The 19,268-nt window shown below is 67.8% G+C and carries 11 protein-coding genes; 8 read left to right on the top strand and 3 right to left on the bottom strand.

All coding sequences use genetic code 11. The annotated features are described in order from the left end of the window. Nucleotides 1-5 precede the first annotated feature (5 nt). Nucleotides 6-2,567: a glycoside hydrolase family 9 protein gene (locus AC1ME3_RS03765; RefSeq protein WP_480954912.1), complete on the bottom strand. Its 2,562-nt coding sequence runs from the start codon at nt 2,565-2,567 to the stop codon at nt 6-8. A gap of 217 nt (nt 2,568-2,784) precedes the next feature. Here AC1ME3_RS03765 and AC1ME3_RS03760 point away from each other — a divergent pair, with 217 nt between their 5' ends. From AC1ME3_RS03760 to AC1ME3_RS03725, 8 genes are all read left to right on the top strand, one after another. After that, nucleotides 2,785-4,440 carry a carboxylesterase/lipase family protein gene (locus AC1ME3_RS03760; protein ID WP_480954911.1) on the top strand — a complete coding sequence of 552 codons (1,656 nt, stop codon included), beginning with the start codon at nt 2,785-2,787 and terminating at the stop codon, nt 4,438-4,440. A gap of 34 nt (nt 4,441-4,474) precedes the next feature. After that, nucleotides 4,475-5,395, top strand: coding sequence for an alpha/beta hydrolase (locus AC1ME3_RS03755; protein ID WP_480954910.1), 921 nt, complete (start codon nt 4,475-4,477; stop codon nt 5,393-5,395). A 22-nt stretch (nt 5,396-5,417) separates the two neighbouring features. Then, nucleotides 5,418-6,143, top strand: a complete 726-nt coding sequence (locus tag AC1ME3_RS03750) for an acetylxylan esterase (protein ID WP_480954909.1) — start codon at nt 5,418-5,420, stop codon at nt 6,141-6,143. 13 nt (nt 6,144-6,156) lie between these two features. Further along, nucleotides 6,157-7,608, top strand: a complete 1,452-nt coding sequence (locus AC1ME3_RS03745) for a family 43 glycosylhydrolase (protein ID WP_480954908.1) — start codon at nt 6,157-6,159, stop codon at nt 7,606-7,608. Between the two features lie 188 nt (nt 7,609-7,796). After that, nucleotides 7,797-9,335, top strand: a complete 1,539-nt coding sequence (locus AC1ME3_RS03740) for an alpha-N-arabinofuranosidase (RefSeq protein WP_480955754.1) — start codon at nt 7,797-7,799, stop codon at nt 9,333-9,335. 7 nt (nt 9,336-9,342) lie between these two features. Further along, a complete protein-coding gene (locus tag AC1ME3_RS03735) occupies nt 9,343-11,691 on the top strand; it encodes a glycoside hydrolase family 95 protein (protein WP_480954907.1) in 2,349 nt (782 codons plus the stop codon). A 55-nt stretch (nt 11,692-11,746) separates the two neighbouring features. After that, nucleotides 11,747-12,769, top strand: coding sequence for an alpha/beta hydrolase (locus AC1ME3_RS03730; protein WP_480955753.1), 1,023 nt, complete (start codon nt 11,747-11,749; stop codon nt 12,767-12,769). Then, complete coding sequence (locus tag AC1ME3_RS03725) at nt 12,766-14,331, top strand: glycoside hydrolase family 43 protein (RefSeq protein WP_480954906.1); 1,566 nt, start codon at nt 12,766-12,768, stop codon at nt 14,329-14,331. Before AC1ME3_RS03730 ends, AC1ME3_RS03725 begins: the two co-directional genes overlap by 4 nt. Nucleotides 14,332-14,639: 308 nt before the next feature. Here AC1ME3_RS03725 and AC1ME3_RS03720 read toward each other — a convergent pair whose 3' ends face one another. Both AC1ME3_RS03720 and AC1ME3_RS03715 read right to left on the bottom strand, forming a co-directional pair. Further along, nucleotides 14,640-16,547, bottom strand: coding sequence for an NPCBM/NEW2 domain-containing protein (locus AC1ME3_RS03720; protein WP_480954905.1), 1,908 nt, complete (start codon nt 16,545-16,547; stop codon nt 14,640-14,642). Beyond that, on the bottom strand, nt 16,544-19,216 hold the full coding sequence (locus AC1ME3_RS03715) for a glycoside hydrolase family 3 C-terminal domain-containing protein (protein ID WP_480954904.1): 2,673 nt from the start codon (nt 19,214-19,216) through the stop codon (nt 16,544-16,546). Before AC1ME3_RS03715 ends, AC1ME3_RS03720 begins: the two co-directional genes overlap by 4 nt. Between the last annotated feature and the right edge of the window lie 52 nt (nt 19,217-19,268).

The following is a 19,268-nucleotide window of genomic DNA, read 5'->3' as shown; positions in this document are numbered from 1 at the left end:
GGTTCTCACTGGGTTGCGCTGGCTGTCCGGGCTGGTTTAGATGCAGGCGCCGCGGCGAGTTCCTGCGCGGCTTGCGCGAGTTCGATCCACATCGCGCCTTCGGGGATGACGTATTCGTTTTCCCCCCAGAAGAACGGCCAGTCCTCATGGTTCTCGGGGAAGTCCGGCTTGATGATCAGCACGCCCGGCACGACGCCGCCGGCGATGAACGAGAAGTCGGCGCGGTTGTTGCCGTAGGCGACTTCCTTCGAGACGGTGCCGACGGCGGAGACGAACGACACGTCCGACGCGGGGTGGTTGCCGACCAGGAACTCGAGCCCGCGGAACACCGCGTCGGCAGGCATGATCTCCGGGAATGCCTTGTGCAGCGTGTATGCGTTCATCGCATAGCCGAGCACGGTGCCGCTGCCCGCCCAGCCGCCGGTGGTGATCGGCACGCCGAACGGGTTGGCCTTGGCCGCGGTCTCGGCGGAGGCGGCATAGGCGCGCACCGCCGGGATCATCGCCGCGCGGTAAGCTGACGGCATGAACGGGATCGCCGCGACCGCATCGCGCAGCGTGAAGGCGAACGTCTTTTCCATCGCCGGCCACAGCGACTGGACCGCGGCGGCATAGCGCGGATCGCGGGTCGTGCGGAGCAGCTCGACCGCGGCGGAGAAGCGCTCGGCGTCAAGCGGGCCGCCGGTGGTGTTGCCGTGCTGGTACAGATCGGGCGCGTGCGACTGCTCCTCCGCCCAGGTCCGCGTCGCGATGCCCAGCGCCTTCTTCGACAGTGCCGGATCGACCGCGGCGAGCGCGCGGGATGCCGCCGCGAGCCCGGCGATCGAGCCGTAGTTCAGCGCGGAGGCCTTGGTCGTGAACGCCCAGCGATCGTCGGGCGTCCCGCTGCGGCCGTTCTTTTCCTCGCCGAGCTTCAGCGCAGGATCGTAGACCAGCCCGTCGGTCTTGGTCGAGGCATCGCCGAGGTGCGTGTATTGCGCGACGTCGGGCTCGACGATGCCGTGGATCGCGTGGCCGACCGCGTCGAACTGTGCGACGAGTTGCAGCGTGCCGTGGCGGATCTGCTGGACGAGATCGGGCGTGCCGTCGGGCACGTGGATCTCGGTCTTGCGCCGCGTCCAGTCGATCGCGGTCGTATCGCGCATCGGGTGCCAGCGCTCCCAACTGTCGACCAGCGAGCGGATTACCTGATATTGCGACTGGGTGCGGATGTCATAGTCGCCCGCGTCGAACCATCCGCCGATTGCGAGGCCGGGGATGTGCTCGCCCGACTTGAACTTCGTGTCGGTGGCCGGCCCCTGCGCATAGAGGTCGATATGCTCGTGGCCGGTCGGCGCCTGGCGCGCATCGTCGCGGTGCGCGTCGCCGTGCCAGACTCGGTAGCCTTCGTTGACGAACATATGGTCCATCGCGACTGGGAAATACACGTCGAGCGTCGGGTGCCATGCGCCGGCATAGGCGTCGGCGGCGATCCGGAACGGTGCGGTGCGCGTCGTGCCGTAGTCTATCACATAGGTGCCGGGCTGGCGGACCGCGCTGAAATCGAGTTGCAGATAGCTGTAGCGCAGATAGTCGCCCCAGCGCTTGGCGGGCGCCGTCTGCACCGGCGTCATGCTGCCATCCTCGCCGACGCGGAGCAGGCGTGCGGGCAGCAGGCGGCGATCGTTGCGATCGAGCTCGATCGTCGCGACCTTCCGCGCGTCGGGCGTGTAGCCGAGCTGCGAATGCGCGATCACCGGGGGACGGAGCCAGTCCGGCACGCTGTTGGGCTGGATCGTCCATTCGAGCACGGTGCCGGTGCGCCCGGCCGGGAGCAGCGAGCGGAGGACGAACCAGCCGTTCTGCGCCTGGTTGCGACCGTCGAACAGCTGCACCTCGGCCGTCGATCGGATCGTCACGCGACGGGCCGGGTCCTCGGGCGCGAGCACGAAGCGGCTGCCCTTGGCGATAGCGGTCGGTTCGGCGCCGGGACCTTCCGCGCGCCCGCTTGCCGCGTTGCGCTGCGGCGTCTGGATCATCGCGTCGGCCGGATAGACCGGGAAGGCACCGCTGACGCCGTCCGCCATGTAGCTGTGGTGGAAATAGGCGGCGGGGAGAAATTCGAGGTTGAACCCGGCCTTCCCCGCGAGCGCAGCCGGCACGGGCTGGTCAAGGATCACCGAAACGGCGACCGCCCCGCCACGCTTTTCCGAGCGCACGCGGTAGCGCCATTTATAGTCGGGATATTCGAGCGTGACGGTGATCGCGCCGGTCGCGGCGTCGATCTTGCGGTCTACCAGGCGTCCGATCGCGTCCCATTGGCCGGGCGTGGAGGACAGGCGGACGTCGCCGTTGGTGGCGATGCGTTCGCCCTGCTGGATGATCTCGACGCCGCTGATCTTCGAATCGGCGAACAGGCCGTCATACCAGTTGGAGAAGACGAGCACGTTGGCGGCGGGCGCCTCGTAATAGCCGGCGGCGTTGAGCGTCAGGTCGGTCGACGCGGCGTGCGGGCTTGTCTGAGCGATTGCGGGTGCGGCGCTCGCGAGCAGGGTCGCGATCAGGCAGAATGCGGATTTGGCCGCCATGGTTTTCCTCTCCGGTATCGTCATGCGGCGTTGGATTCGCCTGCTATTCCGGTGACTATAGCGCTAACAATCGCATACGCCACCCGCTGTCACTGTTCGCATATGGACAGGATAGCGGTATCACCCTAATACTCATACAAGGTTGCAAATGGCACGCGACGGTTCCGGTTTCGGGACGTCGGAGAACAGCCTGCACGCAATCGATAGGGAGAAGAGGATGACCGGGCCAACCGTCGATCGTCGTCGCGCGATGCTTGCATCGATCGCCACCGGGGCAGGGCTGATGCTGCCCGCAATCGGTCGCGCGCGTGCTGCGCCTGGACCCTCCGCATCGCGCACCGGCACCTGCTCGACTCCGCAATCGGCGATCGCGCGGACGCAATACGGTCCGGTCCGCGGCTATGTCTCGGACGGCGTCTATACCTTCAAGGGCGTGCCTTACGGCGCGGATACCGGCGGCGAGAACCGCTGGCTGCCCGCCAAGCCGCCGCAGCGCTGGACCGAGACGCGCGACACGCTGTCCTACGGCGCGAACTGCCCGCAGACGCTCCACGATTTTAGTGCTGTAGAGCACACGTTCCTCCAGCAATGGACCGACGGGTTCATTGGCGAGGACATGCTGAAGCTGAACGTCTGGACGCCGTCGCTGTCGGGCAAGCGGCCGGTGATGGTGTATTTCCACGGCGGCGGGTTCGCGTTCGGATCGTCGTACGAGCTCGCCTCGCATGACGGCGCGCAGATGGCGCGGCATCACGACGTGGTGCAGGTGTCGATCAACCACCGGCTCAACGTGCTCGGGTTCCTCGACCTGACCGAGGTCGGCGGCGCGGCGTATGACGAGTCCGTCAACGTCAGCATGACCGACTGCGTCGCGGCGCTGCGCTGGGTGCAGGAGAACATCGCGCGGTTCGGCGGGGATCCCGACACGGTGATGATCTACGGCCAGTCGGGCGGCGGATCGAAGGTGACGACGTTGCTCGGCATGGCGACCGGCAAGCGCCTGATCCACCGTGCGGCGGTGCAGTCGGGCGGCGGCGGGTCGTTGCCGACCGCCGAACAGTCGCGCGATTTCTCGCGGCGCGTGCTGCGCGAACTGAACATCGGGCCGAAGGATCTGGGCGCACTCCAGCGGATCGCGTGGAAGCCGCTGTTCGAGGCTGGCAACAAGGTCGCGACCGAGATCAATGGTCCGCGTGGGCCGATGGGGCCGTCGCTGACACCGCGCGTAGGCTGGAACCCGACGCTCGACGGCAAGGTGATCGACGTCCGCTCATACTCTGACATTGGGCCCGAGGTGTCGCGCGACGTGCCGGTGATGATCGGCAACGTCAGCGAGGAGGGGATGCGCTGGGGCTATAACCCGAGCGAGGCGCAGTGGCGGACCGATCTCACCGCGCAGATAGGTGGCGACAAGGCCGGGCGGCTGATCGCGGCGATGAAGCAGGCGCACCCGGAAAAGGCGGTGCGGACCCTCGCATACGGCGTGCAGGGCCTGCAGAACCGCAACCGCGTGCAGGACATGGTACGGCTGAAACACGCGCAGCGCGGCGCGCCGGTGTACCAATATCTGTTCCAGTGGCAGTCGCCGCAGCTCGGTGGCGTCGCGGGCGCGTGGCACACCGCCGATCTCGCCTTCTGCTTCGACAACACCGCGCTCTGCGACCAGGGCACCGGCAATACGCCAGAGGCGCAGCGCGTCGCGCGTACCATGTCGACCGCGTGGGCGAACTTCGCGCGGACGGGCAATCCGAGCCAACCGGGCTTGGCCTGGACGCCGACCGACCCGCAGCGCTGCCAGACGATGGTGTTCGATACGACGAGCCGCATGGTGGACGATCCCGAGGGCGCGGCGCGGCGTATCCTGTTGTCGTGAGCTTGGTGTGACGGACAATAAGGGGGAGAAGGCGATGCGTTGGTCGATCGGATTTGGGCTGTTTGCTAGCGTGCTGGCACTGGCGACGCCGGCGTTGGCTCAGGACGCGCGGATGACTGCGACGGCGGCTCCGGCCGAGCCGACGGCGATTCCGCTCAACACCGGCGGTGTAAAAGGGCAGGCGGCACCCGAAGCTTGGTTCAGCCAGTACGGGGTGGCGATGACGCGCAACGTCACGTCCGCGACGCTGACGCCGTTCCTGCCCGATCCGGCCAAGGCGACGGGAGCGGCGGTAATCGTCGCGCCGGGCGGTGGTTTCCTGATGCTGTCGATGGAGAATGAGGGCTGGCGTGTGGCGAAGGCGCTCGCCGACCGGGGCATCGCGGCGTTCGTGCTTAAATACCGGTTGAAGCCGACGCCGGCGGACATGAGCGGGTTCGAGCAATCGGTCACGGCGATGTTCGCGGGCGCCGCGCAACCGCAGCGGCGGATGAGCCCGGATGAGGCGATCGCGGGGCTCGCCGACCAGATCGCCGATGCGAAAGCCGCGGTTGCTTTGGTGAGGACGCGCGCGGCCGAGTGGAAGGTCGACCCCGCCCGCGTCGGCATGGTCGGCTTTTCGGCGGGGGCGATGACGACGATGGCGACCGCACTGGCCGCCCCCGACACGCATCTGGCCTTCATCGCGCCGATCTATGGATCGATGGAGGCGGTGAAGGTGCCGGCCGACGCGCCACCTCTGTTCGCGGTGCTCGCCGCCAACGACCCGCTGTTCGCCAACAAGGGATTCGGCCTGATCGAATCCTGGCAGAAGGCGGGGAAGCCGGTCGAGTTCCACCTTTACCAAGCAGGCGGGCACGGCTTCGGGCTGGGCAAGACAGGCACGACCAGCACCGGCTGGTTCGAGGATTTCATGCACTGGCTCGACGCCAACGGCATGCTCGTACGGCGATGACACGATGCAGGGGGAGACGGGAATGACGCGCTTCACGAGGGTTCGGGCGATCGGGCTGCGCGCCGCGCCGCTGCTGGTGTTGGGTGCGCTGGCCGGGATGTCGTCCGGCGCTAACGGGCAGGATACGGCGCAGCCACCGGCGACCGGTCTCGCGCCGTATTTCCAGCCGGTGACGCAAGGCGCCACGACGCCCGACGGCGACGGGTTCCTGCGTCGCTGGCTATTGCTCGAGCCGATCGACAAGCCCAACCGCAGCAATACCGGCTTCACCGCCACCTATGTCCGGCAGGCGCTGACCACGCAGTATTTCCCCGGCCAGTTCACCGCGATCCCGCGCGACGGCCAGGTCGTGAAAGCGGCGCAACCGCTACGCTGGCACGCGCTCGATTCAGGCGCGTTCGACGTCAAGCTGTTCAGTTTCGCCAAGAGCCTCGGCAAGCCGACCTACGGCGTAATCTTCTGGGCGGTGACGATCGTCGACAGCCCGCGCGAGATGCGCGACGTGCGGCTGGCGGTCGGGTCGAACTCGGCGTCGATCTGGTGGCTGAACGGCAAGGAGACGGCCGGGCTGTTCAACGATCGCCGGATGGTGATGGACGACGTGCTGTCGGACCGCGTGACGCTGCGCAAAGGTCGCAAGGTCCTGCGCGGCGCGGTGATCAACGGACCCGGCCTGAGCGACTTCTGCGTGCGCTTCGTCGACGAGACCGGCCGCCCGATCACCGACCTCAAGACCGATGTCCGCTAGCATGGAGACCCTCATGACGCGTCTTGCCGCCGCCACTCTCGGGCTGTCTGCGATCCTGGCCGCCGGCGCGTCTCCCGCCGCCGCGCAGTTGCAGGGCGAGACGTTCATCCACGATCCGTCGACGGTGACCGAGTCCGACGGCAAATACTACACGTTCGGCACGCGCGGCGGAGGCCTGGTCTCGGACGACGGCTGGACGTGGCGCAGCGGCCCCGAGCGTCCCGGCGGCGGCGTCGCGCCCGACGTGATCAAGATCGGCGACCGCTATTACGTTGCCTATGCGGTCGGTGGCGGCGGTATGTCCGGCGGGCATGCGAGCCAGGTCAAGATCATGTGGACGCTGTCGCTCGATCCGAAATCGCCGCGGTTCGAATATCACGACGTCGGCGTGGTCGCGTCGAGCGACGGGGTGGAGACCGCCGACGCGATCGATCCTGCATTCCTGTACGTCGATGGCCGCCTGTGGCTGACTTACGGCACCTATTTCGGGCCGATCCGCATCATCGAACTCGATCCGAAGACCGGCCTGCGCGTCGCAGGCAATCAGCCGGTCGACGTCGCGATCGACATGGAAGCCACCGCGATGATGCACCGCGATGGCTGGTACTACCTGCTCGGCACGCACGGGACGTGCTGCGACGGGCCCAATTCGACCTACCATATCCGCGTCGGCCGATCGCGTAGCCCGCTCGGACCGTATGTCGATCACATGGGGACGCCGTTGCTGCGCGGCGGCGGCAAGTTGGTCGTCAGCGCACGCGGTCGCAATATCGGCCCCGGTCATTTCGGGCTGATCGAACTCGACGGCGGCGTCGAGAAATTCTCGATGCATTACGAGGCGGACATGGATCGCAGCGGCCGCAGCGTGCTGGGGATCGAGCCGCTCCGCTGGACCGATGGCTGGCCGGTTGCGGGGGAGAACGTCGTCCCCGGCACCTATGAAGTCGCCTCCGAACGTAGCGGCTACGCGCTCGGCCTCGCCACCGATGTCGTCAGGATCGCGTTCGACCCGCGCCGCGCCTTCATGGCCAAGCCGACCGATCCGGTCAGCCCGATCCCAAACCAGACACTGGCGCAGGATTCGGCGGGTTGGCCGCAGGGCCGCATCCGCGTCGATCTCGCCGACTATATGAACCGGCCGCACCAATTGTGGACGATCGCGCCGGCGGCGGGCGGCGGCGGGTATTTCGGTGCGCCTTATTACACGATCACGATCGCCGGGACCGCGCGCGTGCTCGCGGCGACCGCGCAGGGCGAGGTCGAGACGGTGCCAGCGTTCACGGGCGCGACCGAGCAGATGTGGCGGATCGATCAGCTGACCGACGGCACCTACCGCATCATGCCGAAGTCCGTACCGGGTGGCCGCGCAAACCTGGCGCTCGTCGCGATCGGCGCCAGCACGCCGACGCTCGCCAAGTTCGATCCGGCCAGCCCCGCCGGGCGCTGGACCTTCAAGCGACCGTAGCCGATATCCGGCCGACGTTGACGCCGGCCGAGATTGAACTACTCCTACAAGTATCGAAAAGATGGGGCTGCCTCATGGTGGCCGAAAGGGAGAGTATGGACCTGTTGACGCAACGCACTTCACAGTCGGGTTCCGGCCAGACGCGCGGGTTCAAGCGCGCGATCGCCGCGCTGACGTTCGCGCCGCTCATGCTGGCGGGGGCCGGCCTCGAGACGCCGGCGGTTGCGCAGGATGCCGCGGCACCGACCGTGACTGCGACGTTGCAGGCGGACAAGCCGGGTGCGGTCGTCCACCGCGACGTGTTCGGGCAGTTCGCCGAGCATCTCGGCCACGGCATCTATGGCGGGATCTGGGTCGGCAAGGGCTCGCGCATCCCCAATGACGGCGGCTATCGTCGCGACGTGCTGGACGCGCTGAAGGCGATCAACGTGCCGATGGTGCGCTGGCCCGGCGGGTGTTTCGGCGACGAATATCATTGGCGTGACGGGATCGGTGCGACAAAGGCGCGCCCGACCAAGGTCAACACCAACTGGGGCGGCGTCAACGAGGACAACGCGTTCGGCACGCACGAATATTTCGGGCTGATGGACCGCCTCGGCGCCAGCACCTACGTCTCCGCCAACGTCGGCAGCGCGCCCCCGTCCGAAACCGCGCAATGGGTCGAGTACATGACCGCCGCGAAAGGCACGACCGTGCTGGCGAAGGAACGCGAGCGCAACGGTCACGCCGCGCCGTGGAAGATCCAGTATCTCGGCATCGGCAACGAGCTGTGGGGCTGCGGTGGCAACATGCGCGCCGAATATGCCGCCGACCTGACCAACCGCTATGCGCAGTTCGCCAAGTCCGCGAACGGCCCGATGCTCAAGATCGCGAGCGGCCCGAGCGACTCGAACTATGAGTGGACCGAGGCGATGATGCGGATCGCCGGCAAGAACATCGATGGTCTGGCGCTGCATTACTACACGCGCCCACGCGACAAGGACTGGAAGGACAAGGGCGCGGCGATCGGCTTTCCCGAGCGCGAATGGGCGTCCACCATGTCGCACACGCTGGAGATGGAGGAATTCATCACCAAGCATTCGGCGATCATGGACAAGTACGATCCGGCCAAGCGCGTGATGCTCGCGGTCGACGAATGGGGCACGTGGTACGATCCGACGCCGGGCAGCAATCCCGGTTTCCTCGAACAGCAGAATTCGTTGCGCGATGCGGTGGTCGCCGGGCTCAACCTCAACATCTTCGCGCATCATGCCGACCGGGTTCGGATGGCGGCGATCGCGCAGATGGTGAACGTGTTGCAGGCGATGCTGCTCACCGACGGCGCGAAGATGGTCAAGACGCCGACCTATTGGGTGTTCGACCTCTACAAGCCGTGGCAGGGCGCGACGTCGCTGCCGATCCAGGTGACCTCGCCCTGGTACCACAAGGACGAGGTGGCGGTGCCTGCGGTCAGTGCGTCGGCGGTGCGCGATGCGGCGGGGCAGGTGCATGTCGCGCTGGTCAACCTCGACCCGAACCGCGCGATGCCGGTGTCGGTCGCACTCGCCGGATTGCAGGCGGCGCAGGCGAGCGGGCGGATCATCACCGGCACCGCGATGGACGCGCATAACAGCTTCGACGCGCCGGATACGGTCGTGCCGCAGCCGTTCACGGGCGCGCAGGTGGCAGGCGGCAATCTGACGCTCACCGTACCGGCGAAGTCGGTGCTGGTCCTCGACCTGCGCTGATTGGGCGATGACCGTCGAACCCACGCGTCGCGACATGTTGGAAGGCGCAGCGGCGGTCGCCGTCGCTGCGCTTGCCGGGTCTGCATCTGTATCCACTTGGGCGGCGGCCCCGGCCGATGGTCCGCGGCTCTGGTATCGGCAGCCGGCGGTTGCCTGGACCGAGGCGTTGCCGGTCGGCAATGGCCGGCTCGGCGCGATGGTGTTCGGCGGGACCGCCAGCGAGCGGTTGCAACTGAACGAGGATACGCTGTGGACCGGGGGGCCGTATGATCCGGTCAACCCGGCGGCGCACGCGGCGCTGCCCGAGGTGCGGCGGTTGATCGACGCGGGCAAGTTCGCCGAGGCGCAGGCGCTCGCCAATGCGCAGGTCATGGGACTGCCCAAGACGCAGATGGCGTACCAGCCGGTCGGCGACCTGATTCTGGAGATGCCCGGCGTGGCGGGCGCGGTCGGTGACTATGTCCGGCAGCTCGATCTCGACGCGGCGGTTGCGACCACCAGTTTCACGATGGGCGGCACGCGGTTTCGGCGCGACGTGTTCGCGTCGCCCGGGGATCAGGTGATCGCGGTGCACCTTGTCGGCGATCGGCCGTTCGACCTGCTGGTTGGGCTCCAGTCGCCGCAACTCGGCGCGAGCGTCTCGGTCGACGGCGCGACGGTGACGCTGGCCGGCCACAATGGCGAGCGGGCTGGGATTGCGGGCCGGTTGCGGTTCGCGGCGCGCGCGCGCGTTTCGACGGTGGGCGGTGTCGTCTCGAACGATGGCGGCCGGGTTCGCATCACCGGAGCACGCGCCGTTACGGTGCTGGTGGCAATGGCGACCAGCTATCGTCGCTTCGATGACGTGAGCGGCAACCCGGAAGCCGCGACTCTCGCCGCGCTCGATTTAGCGAGCCGGCGCGGGGTCGAGCGGATCCGGGCCGAGACGAGCGCCGCGCACCGTGCGCTGTTCCGCCGCGTGACGCTCGATCTCGGACGCACGGGCGCGGCAGACAAGCCGACCGACGAGCGCGTCCGTGCCAATCGCGCCGCCGCCGATCCGGCGCTGGCGACGCTGTATTTCGACTATGGCCGCTACCTGCTGATCGCGTCGTCGCGACCGGGGACGCAGCCGGCGAACTTGCAGGGTATCTGGAACGACGCGATCAAGCCGCCGTGGGAATCCAAGTACACCGTCAATATCAACACCGAGATGAACTATTGGCCGGCGGAAGTGACCGCGCTGGCCGAGTGCACCGCGCCGCTGGTGCAGATGGTCCGTGAACTGGCGATCACGGGTGAGCGGACGGCGCGGACGATGTACGGTGCGCGCGGGTGGGTGTGTCATCACAACACCGATCTGTGGCGCGCGACGGCGCCGATCGACGGGGCGCAATGGGGGCTGTGGCCGACCGGCGGCGCGTGGCTGTGCACGCATTTGTGGGATCGCTACGATTACGGGCGCGACCTCGATTATCTGCGCTCGGTCTATCCGTTGATTCGCGGGGCGGCGTTGTTCTTTCTCGATACGCTGCAGACCGATCCGGCAACCGGCGCGCTGGTGACCAACCCGTCGCTGTCGCCTGAGAACATCCATCCGGCGGGCGCATCGATTTGCGCGGGGCCGGCGATGGACATGCAGATCCTGCGCGACCTGTTCGATCAGGTCGGACAGGCGGCGGCGTTGCTGAAGATCGATGCGCCGTTTGCGGCGGAGGTAGCGGCCGCGCGCGCGCGTTTGGCGCCCGATCATATCGGTGCGCAGGGCCAGCTTCAGGAATGGCAGCGCGACTGGGACGCGACCGCACCCGAGCCTCATCACCGCCATGTCTCGCATCTGTATGGCCTGTTCCCGAGCGACCAGATCGATCTCGACCGGACGCCTGCGCTAGCACAGGCGGCGCGGCGGTCGCTCGAACTGCGGGGCGACGAGTCGACCGGCTGGGCGACCGCGTGGCGCGCGAACCTGTGGGCGCGGTTGCGCGACGGCGATCACGCGCACCGGATCCTCGCCTTCCTGCTCGGCCCCGAGCGGACCTACCCCAATCTGTTCGACGCGCATCCGCCGTTCCAGATCGACGGCAATTTCGGCGGCACGCGCGCGATCGCGGAAATGCTGATGCAGAGCCGCGGCGATGAGATCCTCCTGTTGCCCGCGCTGCCGGGGGCTTGGCCAGCGGGGTCGGTTACCGGGCTGCGCGCGCGGGGGCGGTGTTCGGTCGATCTGCGCTGGCAGGAGGGCGAACTCGTCGAGGCGGTGGTCCGCGGCGAGATACCGGGGCGTCGCTTGATCCGGCTCGGCACGCGGCGGGTCGAGGTCGTGCTGACCCCGGGGGGGGCGGTGAGGCTTCGCGGCAACGCTCTCGCGCGCGCGTGAACAACAAAAGGGGATGTCCGTGAACAAGTTTCTCGCCGCACTCGGCACTGCGTTGATGCTGTTGGCTGTCCCTGCTTCGGCGCAGGTCAAAACGCCCGGACCGCCGCCGGTTGCCGGTGCGAAGCCGGTGACGATCGAGCGGATCACCGTCCACTCGCCTGCGATCGAGGGTAATCTGGAGGGCGAGAGCCCTGATCGCGCGGTGCTGGTGGTCCTGCCGCCGAGCTACCGCGCCAACCCGACGCGGCGCTTTCCGGTGGTCTATGCCCTCCACGGCTATTCGATCGGCGCGGAGCAGTGGATCGGCGAGATTCACGTGCCACAGACGATCGAGGGTGCGTTCGCGAACGGCGCGCGCGAGATGATCGTCGTGATCCCCGACAGCAAGACCGCGCATAACGGCTCCTTCTATTCGAGTTCGGTGACGGTCGGCGATTTCGAGACGTTCGTCGCGCGCGACCTGGTCGGCTATGTCGACGGCCATTACCGGACGATCGCGGACCGTCGCAGCCGCGGGCTCGCGGGACATTCGATGGGCGGCTACGGCACCGCGCGGATCGGCATGAAGCATCCCGATGTGTTCGGCGCGCTCTACATGATGAGCCCGTGCTGCCTCTCGACGCGCGCGCTCGGCACGCCCGATGCGGCGACCGAGACGGCGATCCGCGCGCTGCGTTCGCCCGCGGACAGCGCGACCCTGTCATGGGGGCAGCGCGCACAACTCGCGACGGCTGCTGCATGGTCGCCCAACCCCAAGGCGCCGCCGCTGTACCTTGATCTCCCGGTCAAGGACGGCGTGCCGCAGCCCGACGTGATCGCGCGCTGGGCGGCGAACGCGCCGTTGGCGATGCTCGATCAATATGTCGGAAATCTGCGGCGTTATGCGGCGATCGGGATCGACGTCGGCGACCGCGACGGGCTGAAGGACGATGCCGGCAAGCTCCACGCCGCGCTCGACAGCTACGGGATCGCGAACAGCTTCGAGGTGTATCCGGGCGATCATACCAGCGGTGTCGCGGGGCGCGTGCAGGATAAGATGATGCCGTTCTTCTCGCGCGCGCTGGCGTTCGGCAAATGAGGATCGCGGTGGCGATTACGCTGGGGTTGCTGGCGACCGCCGCGTCGGCGCAGGTGTGGCGATCGGACCAGGGCGACGGGAGCTTCCGCAATCCGGTGCTGTTCGCGGACTATCCCGATCCCGACATCATCCGCGTCGGCAGCGACTATTATTTCGCGACGACGACGTTCGCGAACACGCCGGGCATCACGATCCTGCACAGCCGCGATCTGGTCAACTGGACGCTCGCCTCGCACCTCGTCGATCGGCTGGAGGGCAAGCCCGAATACGACCTGAAGGGTGGCAACGCGTACCGGCACGGGCTCTATGCCTCGTCCTTGCGCTATCACGCCGGCACGTATTATCTCGCCAATACGCCGGTCGGGCAGAAGACGCGGATCTGGTACGCGAAGGATGTGCGCGGGCCGTGGCGCTATCACGAACTGGAGCGCGAGGCGTTCGATCCGGGGCTGTTCATCGAGCCGGACGGTCGTGCGTATCTGGCGACCGCGAGTACCGCGGACGGGACGATCACGCTGCTGACGCTCGACAAGACGTTGGCGCACGTCACCGCGTCGCAGAAAGTGCATTATATCAAAGGCGCGGAGGGGTCGAAGATCATTCGGCGCGGTGCGTATTACTACCTCTTCAACGCACTGCCGCCGCGGCTGGGGCTGACCGTGTCGCGGTCGCGCAGCCTGTTCGGGCCGTGGGAAACGCGCGACCAGATCGACGACAAGACGGGCGGGCACCAGGGTGCGCTGGTCGACCTGCCCGATGGCCGCTGGTTCGGCTTCGTGATGGAGGATAGCGGCGCGATCGGGCGGATGACGAACCTCAGCCCGGTGTTCTGGCAGGACGACTGGCCGGTATGGGGCACGCGCGAGGCACCCGGTCGCGTGCCGCGGCGTGCCGCGAAACCGATCCTGGGTGGGGCCTTCGCGGAGCCGGCGACGTCGGACGATTTCGGGAAGCCGACGCTCGGGTTGCAGTGGCAGTGGAACCACAATCCCGAGTCTTCGCGCTGGTCCTTGTCCGAGCGGCCGGGATGGTTGCGGTTGAGGCCGACGGTCGCGACCGGGTTCTGGAGCGCACGCAATACGCTGGTGCAGAAGGGGCAGGGGCCGGCGAGCCGGGCCGAGGTGAAGCTCGACATCCGCCATCTGGCACCGGGGGATCGCTGCGGGTTCGGGACGTTCGGGCAGTTCAGCGGGAACTTGACGGTGCAGGGCGCGGCGGGCGGTAAGGCGACGCTGGCGATGGAGGTGACCGAAGACACGGTCGCCGGTGCCCGGACCGAGGTTCGCGCCACTGCGCCTTTGCCGCGGACGGAAGCGCTGTGGTTGCGGACCGACATGGACTTTACGACCGATCGTGCGCGCGTGGCGTATAGTGTGGACGGGCGGCGCTGGACCGGGCTGGGCGGCGACTTCCCGCTCGCGTTCGCGTGGCGGACGGGGACGTTCCAGGGCGAGCAGCTTGCGCTGTTCTGCTATGCGCCGGCGGAGAGCCGGGGGTGGCTGGATGTCGACCGGTTCACGCTGTCGGCGTTACCGCCGGGGGCGCCGGAGCGGGTGCGTTAGCGTCCTTTCACACCCTTCCGTTCGTGCTGAGCGAAGTCGAAGCACCGCCCTCAACGGGCGTTCACGCCTGTGGAAAGAGACCCTTCGACCGCGCTTAGGGCGAACGGGAGGGAGGCTTCTCATCACTGTTTGCTGAGCGTGACGTCCGCCCAAGCTGCTGGTTAAAGGTGTGCTGGCATTTGGACTGTCCACACCTCTCCGTTCGTGCTGAGCGAAGTCGAAGCACTGCTCTCAACGGGCGTTCACGCCTGTGGAACGGTACCCTTCGACTGCGCTCAGGGCGAACGGAGAGGGGGGCTCTCCCATCGCTATTTAAGTAACGCAGCGTCAGCCCAAGTCGCAGGTTGCGGCGTCCCGGCATTCGCCGCCGCACCACTCCCCCGCGCCACCAGTTCGACGATCCGCACACCCGTCACCTTCGCCTCCAGCGGTACCGCTGCCTCACCAAACCCCATCGGCCGGGACTTGGCGAGCAGGCGACCGTCGCCCCAGATCTCGAACACCGTCGTGCCCGAGCGCGGTTGGCCGGAATCGTTGATGCCGACCCTGGCCGCGAACCGCGCATAGCCCTGATTGCGGACTTCGAGACGGGAGTTGGCTAGCACGCCGATCCCCGTGTCGAAGTCGGTGCCGGCAACGCGCAACAGCTTGCCGTATGGCGCGCGGTCGGCTTCGGCGCCGCCCCAGCCGCCATATTGCGGGTGCTCGCCGCCGCCGCGGGTGCCCGTCCACGGCGTGATCGACTGGTAGATCGTCGGATCCGGCTGCGGCACGACCACGCCGTCGGTTGCCGTATTGACGCGGCCGGTCTGCTCCGAAAGGTACAGCCCGCCCGGCAACCGCCGCGTGCCGGTCGCGCGAAAGATCAGCGTCTCGTGCGGCGCGAGCGTCACCGCGATCTCCTTACGGAAGCTCTGCTCCTTCTTGGTCCAGAGGTCCTTCAGGCGCACGTCTGCGGTCGGCAACATCTTGAGTTGTTCGGCGGTGAGCACCGCCTTGGCGGGCGAGGCGGTTCGGTTGAACAGTGCGACGCCCTTGCTTCCGTCCGCGAGCGTCTTGACGAAGGTCTGCACCTCCGACGAGTCATAGGCGAGCACCGCCTGGTTGCCCGCCGAATCCTGGTTCAGCGCGACGATATCCGCGTTGCCGAAGATCGCGAGCAGGTCCGGTGTCAGTTTCCGGAGATCGTAGCCGATGATCAGCGGCGCGTTGAGCATCGCCCACAATGCGAAGTGCGATCGCGCCTCCGCGCTGTGCGCCGCGTCGAAATCGCCGGTGCCGACAAACAGCATGTCGGGGTCGTTCCACGATCCCGGATGCGCATAGAGCGCACGGTGCGTGACGGTGTCGAGGTTGGTCAGCATCCGCGGCCAGACCGGCTGGATGTCGTCGCTGGTGCGCGACGTGTTGCCGACGTCCTTTCCCCAGGCGCGCACGTCGCCCGCGCCCCACAGGCACAGCGAATAGACGTAGGGCCGGTCGCCCGCGTGCGTGTGCAGCGCGGTGTGGACCTGTTCGTAGAGGCGGCGGATGCCGGGGATGTCCGATCCGCCCAGCGACTGCATGTCGACGAGGGGCGTGAGGGCGCGGTACAGGCCGGACTTCACGCGCGGTGCGTCGACCGGCAGGCCGCGCGCGCCGCAGCCGTCGACCTTCAGGAAATCGAAGTTCCATTCGGCGAAGAACAGCCGGATGTCCTGGTCGACATGGCCGTACAGCCCGACCTCGCGCTCGGCGACGCTGCCCTCGGGCTGGTTCTTGAAATCGGGGGTGTAGATCTGGCCGCAGCTGTTGCGGCCGATGTCCGAATAGATGCCGACCTTGAGGCCCATCGCGTGGAGCCGGTCGGTGAACGGGCGGAAGCTCGTGTCCGCGCCGGTCGCGGCGGACGGGAAGTGACTAGTGCGGATGAGCAGCCGGCCATCGGGCTGACGACGCTTCAGCCACCAGCCATCGTCGATATTGACGTAGCGATAGCCGATGTCGCGCAACTTGGTGTCGATCAGCGCCTGCGCCGACGCGAGCACCTTCTCCTCGTCGACGTCGCTGTTGAAGGCGTTCCACGAGCTCCAGCCCATCGGCGGCACGGCTGCTGAGCCATCGGTGTTGGCGCTCCATTTGCCGGTCGGGGTCAGCGGATCCGCCAGTGCCGCGATCGGCGTGCAGAGCGCGACCAGCGCGGTGCCGAGCGTCGCGAGTGGCCGGATGCGGCTCACTTCGGCAGCTCCGCCGACTGGCGCGCGGTAAAGCTTGCGGTCTGTCCTGCGACCCCCGTGCCGGGCTGTCCGGCGCCGACCGTCACGCTGTAGGTGCCTGGGGCGACCGAACGTGCACCGTCCAACGCCACCGAGCTCAGATCGCGCGGCGACAGGTCGAACGTCAAACTGCGTGCTTCGCCGGGGCGGAGTGCGACGCGCTGGAACCCGCGCAACGCGATCCGCGGGGTGCCGGGCCGATCGGGGAAGTCGAGATAGAGTTGCGCGACCTCTTCGCCGGGCCGGTCGCCCTGGTTGGTCAATCGCGTGGTGACGCGCAGGCCGTTCTCGGCACCGCCGCGGGCGGGCGTGACGGTCAGCGGCGCATAGCCGAACTTGGTGTAGCTGAGCCCATGGCCGAACGGATAGACCGGCGTGCCCGGGAAATAGCGATAGGTGCGGCCCTTCATCGCGTAATCACCGAACGGCGGCAGGTCCGCGACGCTGCGGTAGAAGGTGAGCGGCAGGCGGCCCGACGGGTTGGTGCGACCGGTCAGGATGTTGGCCGCGGCGGTGCCCCCGGTCTCGCCCGGATACCACGCCTCCAGCACGGCGGCGGCATTGTCCTTCGCCCAGGCGAGGTTGATCGGGCTGCCGTTCATCGTGACGAGCACGATCGGCTTGCCGGTGGCCTTGGCCTGTTCGAGCATCGCGATCTGGTCCGCGGGGAGGTCGAGCGTGGTCTTGTCGCCGCCCGAGAAGCCCGGCACCGTCACGCCGGTTTCCTCCGCTTCCAGGTCGGAGGTGAGGCCGACGACCGCGACCAGCACGTCGGCGGCAGCGGCGGCGCGGCGAAGCTCGGCGGACGGCGCATCCGAAACGCGCTTCCACACCAGGTCGATCCCGCTGCCCTCCGCGCGGATCGCATAGCGCCGGCCGCCTTCGAGTTTCAGCGTCGTCATGCCGGGAAGGTCGTTCCAGCGCGCCTTGCGCCGGTCGGAGATCATCTTGCCGTCGAGCGTTAAAGTGCCGCCCGATCCCGACAGGCCGACGCGGTAGGTGCCGCTTTCGGGCGGCACCAGGAAGCCGGTCCATTCGGTGCGGTGGACGTCGGTGACGCGTGCGAGATCGAGGTTGCGATCGTCGACGTCGGGCTCGATGCGCGTGACCACCGGTTGCGCCTGATACTTGGCGGCGGCAACAAGCTTCTCGCGCGTGCCGCGGGCATATTGCGCGGGCATCGGCGTCGTCGGATTATAGTAGCGCGCGAGCAGGCCGGGCTTGCCGTCGGGCGTAAGCAGCGCGGATGTCGGTACGCGGTCGCCGTCCGTGACGGATTCCCCGAACGGTACGAGCGTGACCTGGCTTGCGCCAAGCGCGGTTTTCAGCCCCTCCAGCACCGATACCGGCTGGCCCGACAGAGGCGACGAATAATTGCCGCGCAGCACGCGCGTCGCATCGCCGAGCGGGCCGATCACGGCGAGCTTCACGCCGGGCTTGAGCGGCAGGATGCCATCGTTCTTCAGCAGCACCATCGATCGCTCGGCCGCGGCCAGCGCCAGCCGCCGATGCTCGGGGGCACCGACCACGCTGGTCGGCAACGCCTTGGGGGCGCCGGCGAGTCCGGGCAGGTCGCCGTTGCGGTACCGTGCGGTGAACAGGCGCACGAGGCTCTGGTCGACGTCCGCCTCGGTGATCAGGTCGCGGCCGAGCGCCTCGCGGTACCGGGTCTCCAGGCCCGCGGTATCGCCCAGCGTCTCGCCGTTGCATTCGTTGTCGACGCCCGCGCGCATCGCGGCGGCGACCGCGGCGGCACTGTCGGGGGCGTATTTATGGTTGTCGGCGATGTCCTTCACCGCGTCGCAATCGGACACGACATAGCCCTTGAAGCCCCACGCACCGCGCAAATGCTCCTTGAGCAGCAGGTCGCTCGCGCAGGCCGGCTGGCCGTCGATGCGGTTGTAGGCGCACATCACCGAGCCTGCGCGTCCGTCGACGAGAGCCGCACGGAAGGCGGGGAGGTAGGTGTCCTCCAGGTCGTGCGCGGAGATGTAGACGTTGGCCTGGTGGCGCGTGCCTTCGGGTCCGCTGTGGACCGCGAAGTGTTTGGGCGTGGCGATCACCTGCGGGCGATCGGGGTTGGGGCCCTGCATCCCGGTCACGAACGCGACGCCCATCGTCGCGGTCAGGAACGGATCCTCGCCATAGGTCTCCTGCCCGCGGCCCCAGCGCGGATCGCGGAAGATGTTGATATTGGGCGACCATGTGTCGAGCCCGGTGCCGATATGCCCGTTCCTGCCGGTCTCGCGGCCGAGCGTATGCAGCCCGCGCACTTCTTCGCTGATTGCGCCCGCGACGTCGTGGACGATCGGCGCATCGAAGCTTGCGGCGAGGCCGATCGGCTCGGGGAAATTGGTGGTCGCAAGCGGTCCCAGCGCGCCGTGGAGCGACTCGGTCCACCAGTTATATGCGGGCACACCGAGCCGCGGGATCGTAGGCGCGACGTTGAGCAACTGCGGCAGTTTCTCGTCGAGCGTCATTCGCGACACCATCGTGCGCGCCATCTGCTCGGCGGGGTCGGTCGCGGTCCGCTGGCTCGGCGCGGCGGCCGGCTCGCGTGCGATCGCGGGGGAGAATGCGAGCGCGAGCCCGGCCGTCGCCAGGGCTTTCGCCTTCATGGTCATGCGCATCGTCAGTCTCTCCCGTTGCGGCGCGCGTTGGCGGCCGTTCTTGTTCTTCGCA

This window comes from Sphingomonas sp. BL2 (assembly GCF_056680015.1).
Note: the sequence above shows the minus strand (reverse complement) of the source record. Positions and strands in the feature narration are given on the sequence as shown.

Bases quoted from the DNA above. Each gene is read 5' to 3' on its own strand.
- AC1ME3_RS03725 (WP_480954906.1), top strand. From the start codon at position 12,766: ATGAGGATCGCGGTGGCGATTACGCTGGGGTTGCTGGCGACCGCCGCG.
- AC1ME3_RS03765 (WP_480954912.1), bottom strand. From the start codon at position 2,567: ATGGCGGCCAAATCCGCATTCTGCCTGATCGCGACCCTGCTCGCGAGC.
- AC1ME3_RS03760 (WP_480954911.1), top strand. From the start codon at position 2,785: ATGACCGGGCCAACCGTCGATCGTCGTCGCGCGATGCTTGCATCGATC.
- AC1ME3_RS03745 (WP_480954908.1), top strand. From the start codon at position 6,157: ATGACGCGTCTTGCCGCCGCCACTCTCGGGCTGTCTGCGATCCTGGCC.
- AC1ME3_RS03755 (WP_480954910.1), top strand. From the start codon at position 4,475: ATGCGTTGGTCGATCGGATTTGGGCTGTTTGCTAGCGTGCTGGCACTG.
- AC1ME3_RS03730 (WP_480955753.1), top strand. From the start codon at position 11,747: ATGCTGTTGGCTGTCCCTGCTTCGGCGCAGGTCAAAACGCCCGGACCG.
- AC1ME3_RS03740 (WP_480955754.1), top strand. From the start codon at position 7,797: ATGCTGGCGGGGGCCGGCCTCGAGACGCCGGCGGTTGCGCAGGATGCC.
- AC1ME3_RS03750 (WP_480954909.1), top strand. From the start codon at position 5,418: ATGACGCGCTTCACGAGGGTTCGGGCGATCGGGCTGCGCGCCGCGCCG.
- AC1ME3_RS03715 (WP_480954904.1), bottom strand. From the start codon at position 19,216: ATGCGCATGACCATGAAGGCGAAAGCCCTGGCGACGGCCGGGCTCGCG.
- AC1ME3_RS03735 (WP_480954907.1), top strand. From the start codon at position 9,343: ATGACCGTCGAACCCACGCGTCGCGACATGTTGGAAGGCGCAGCGGCG.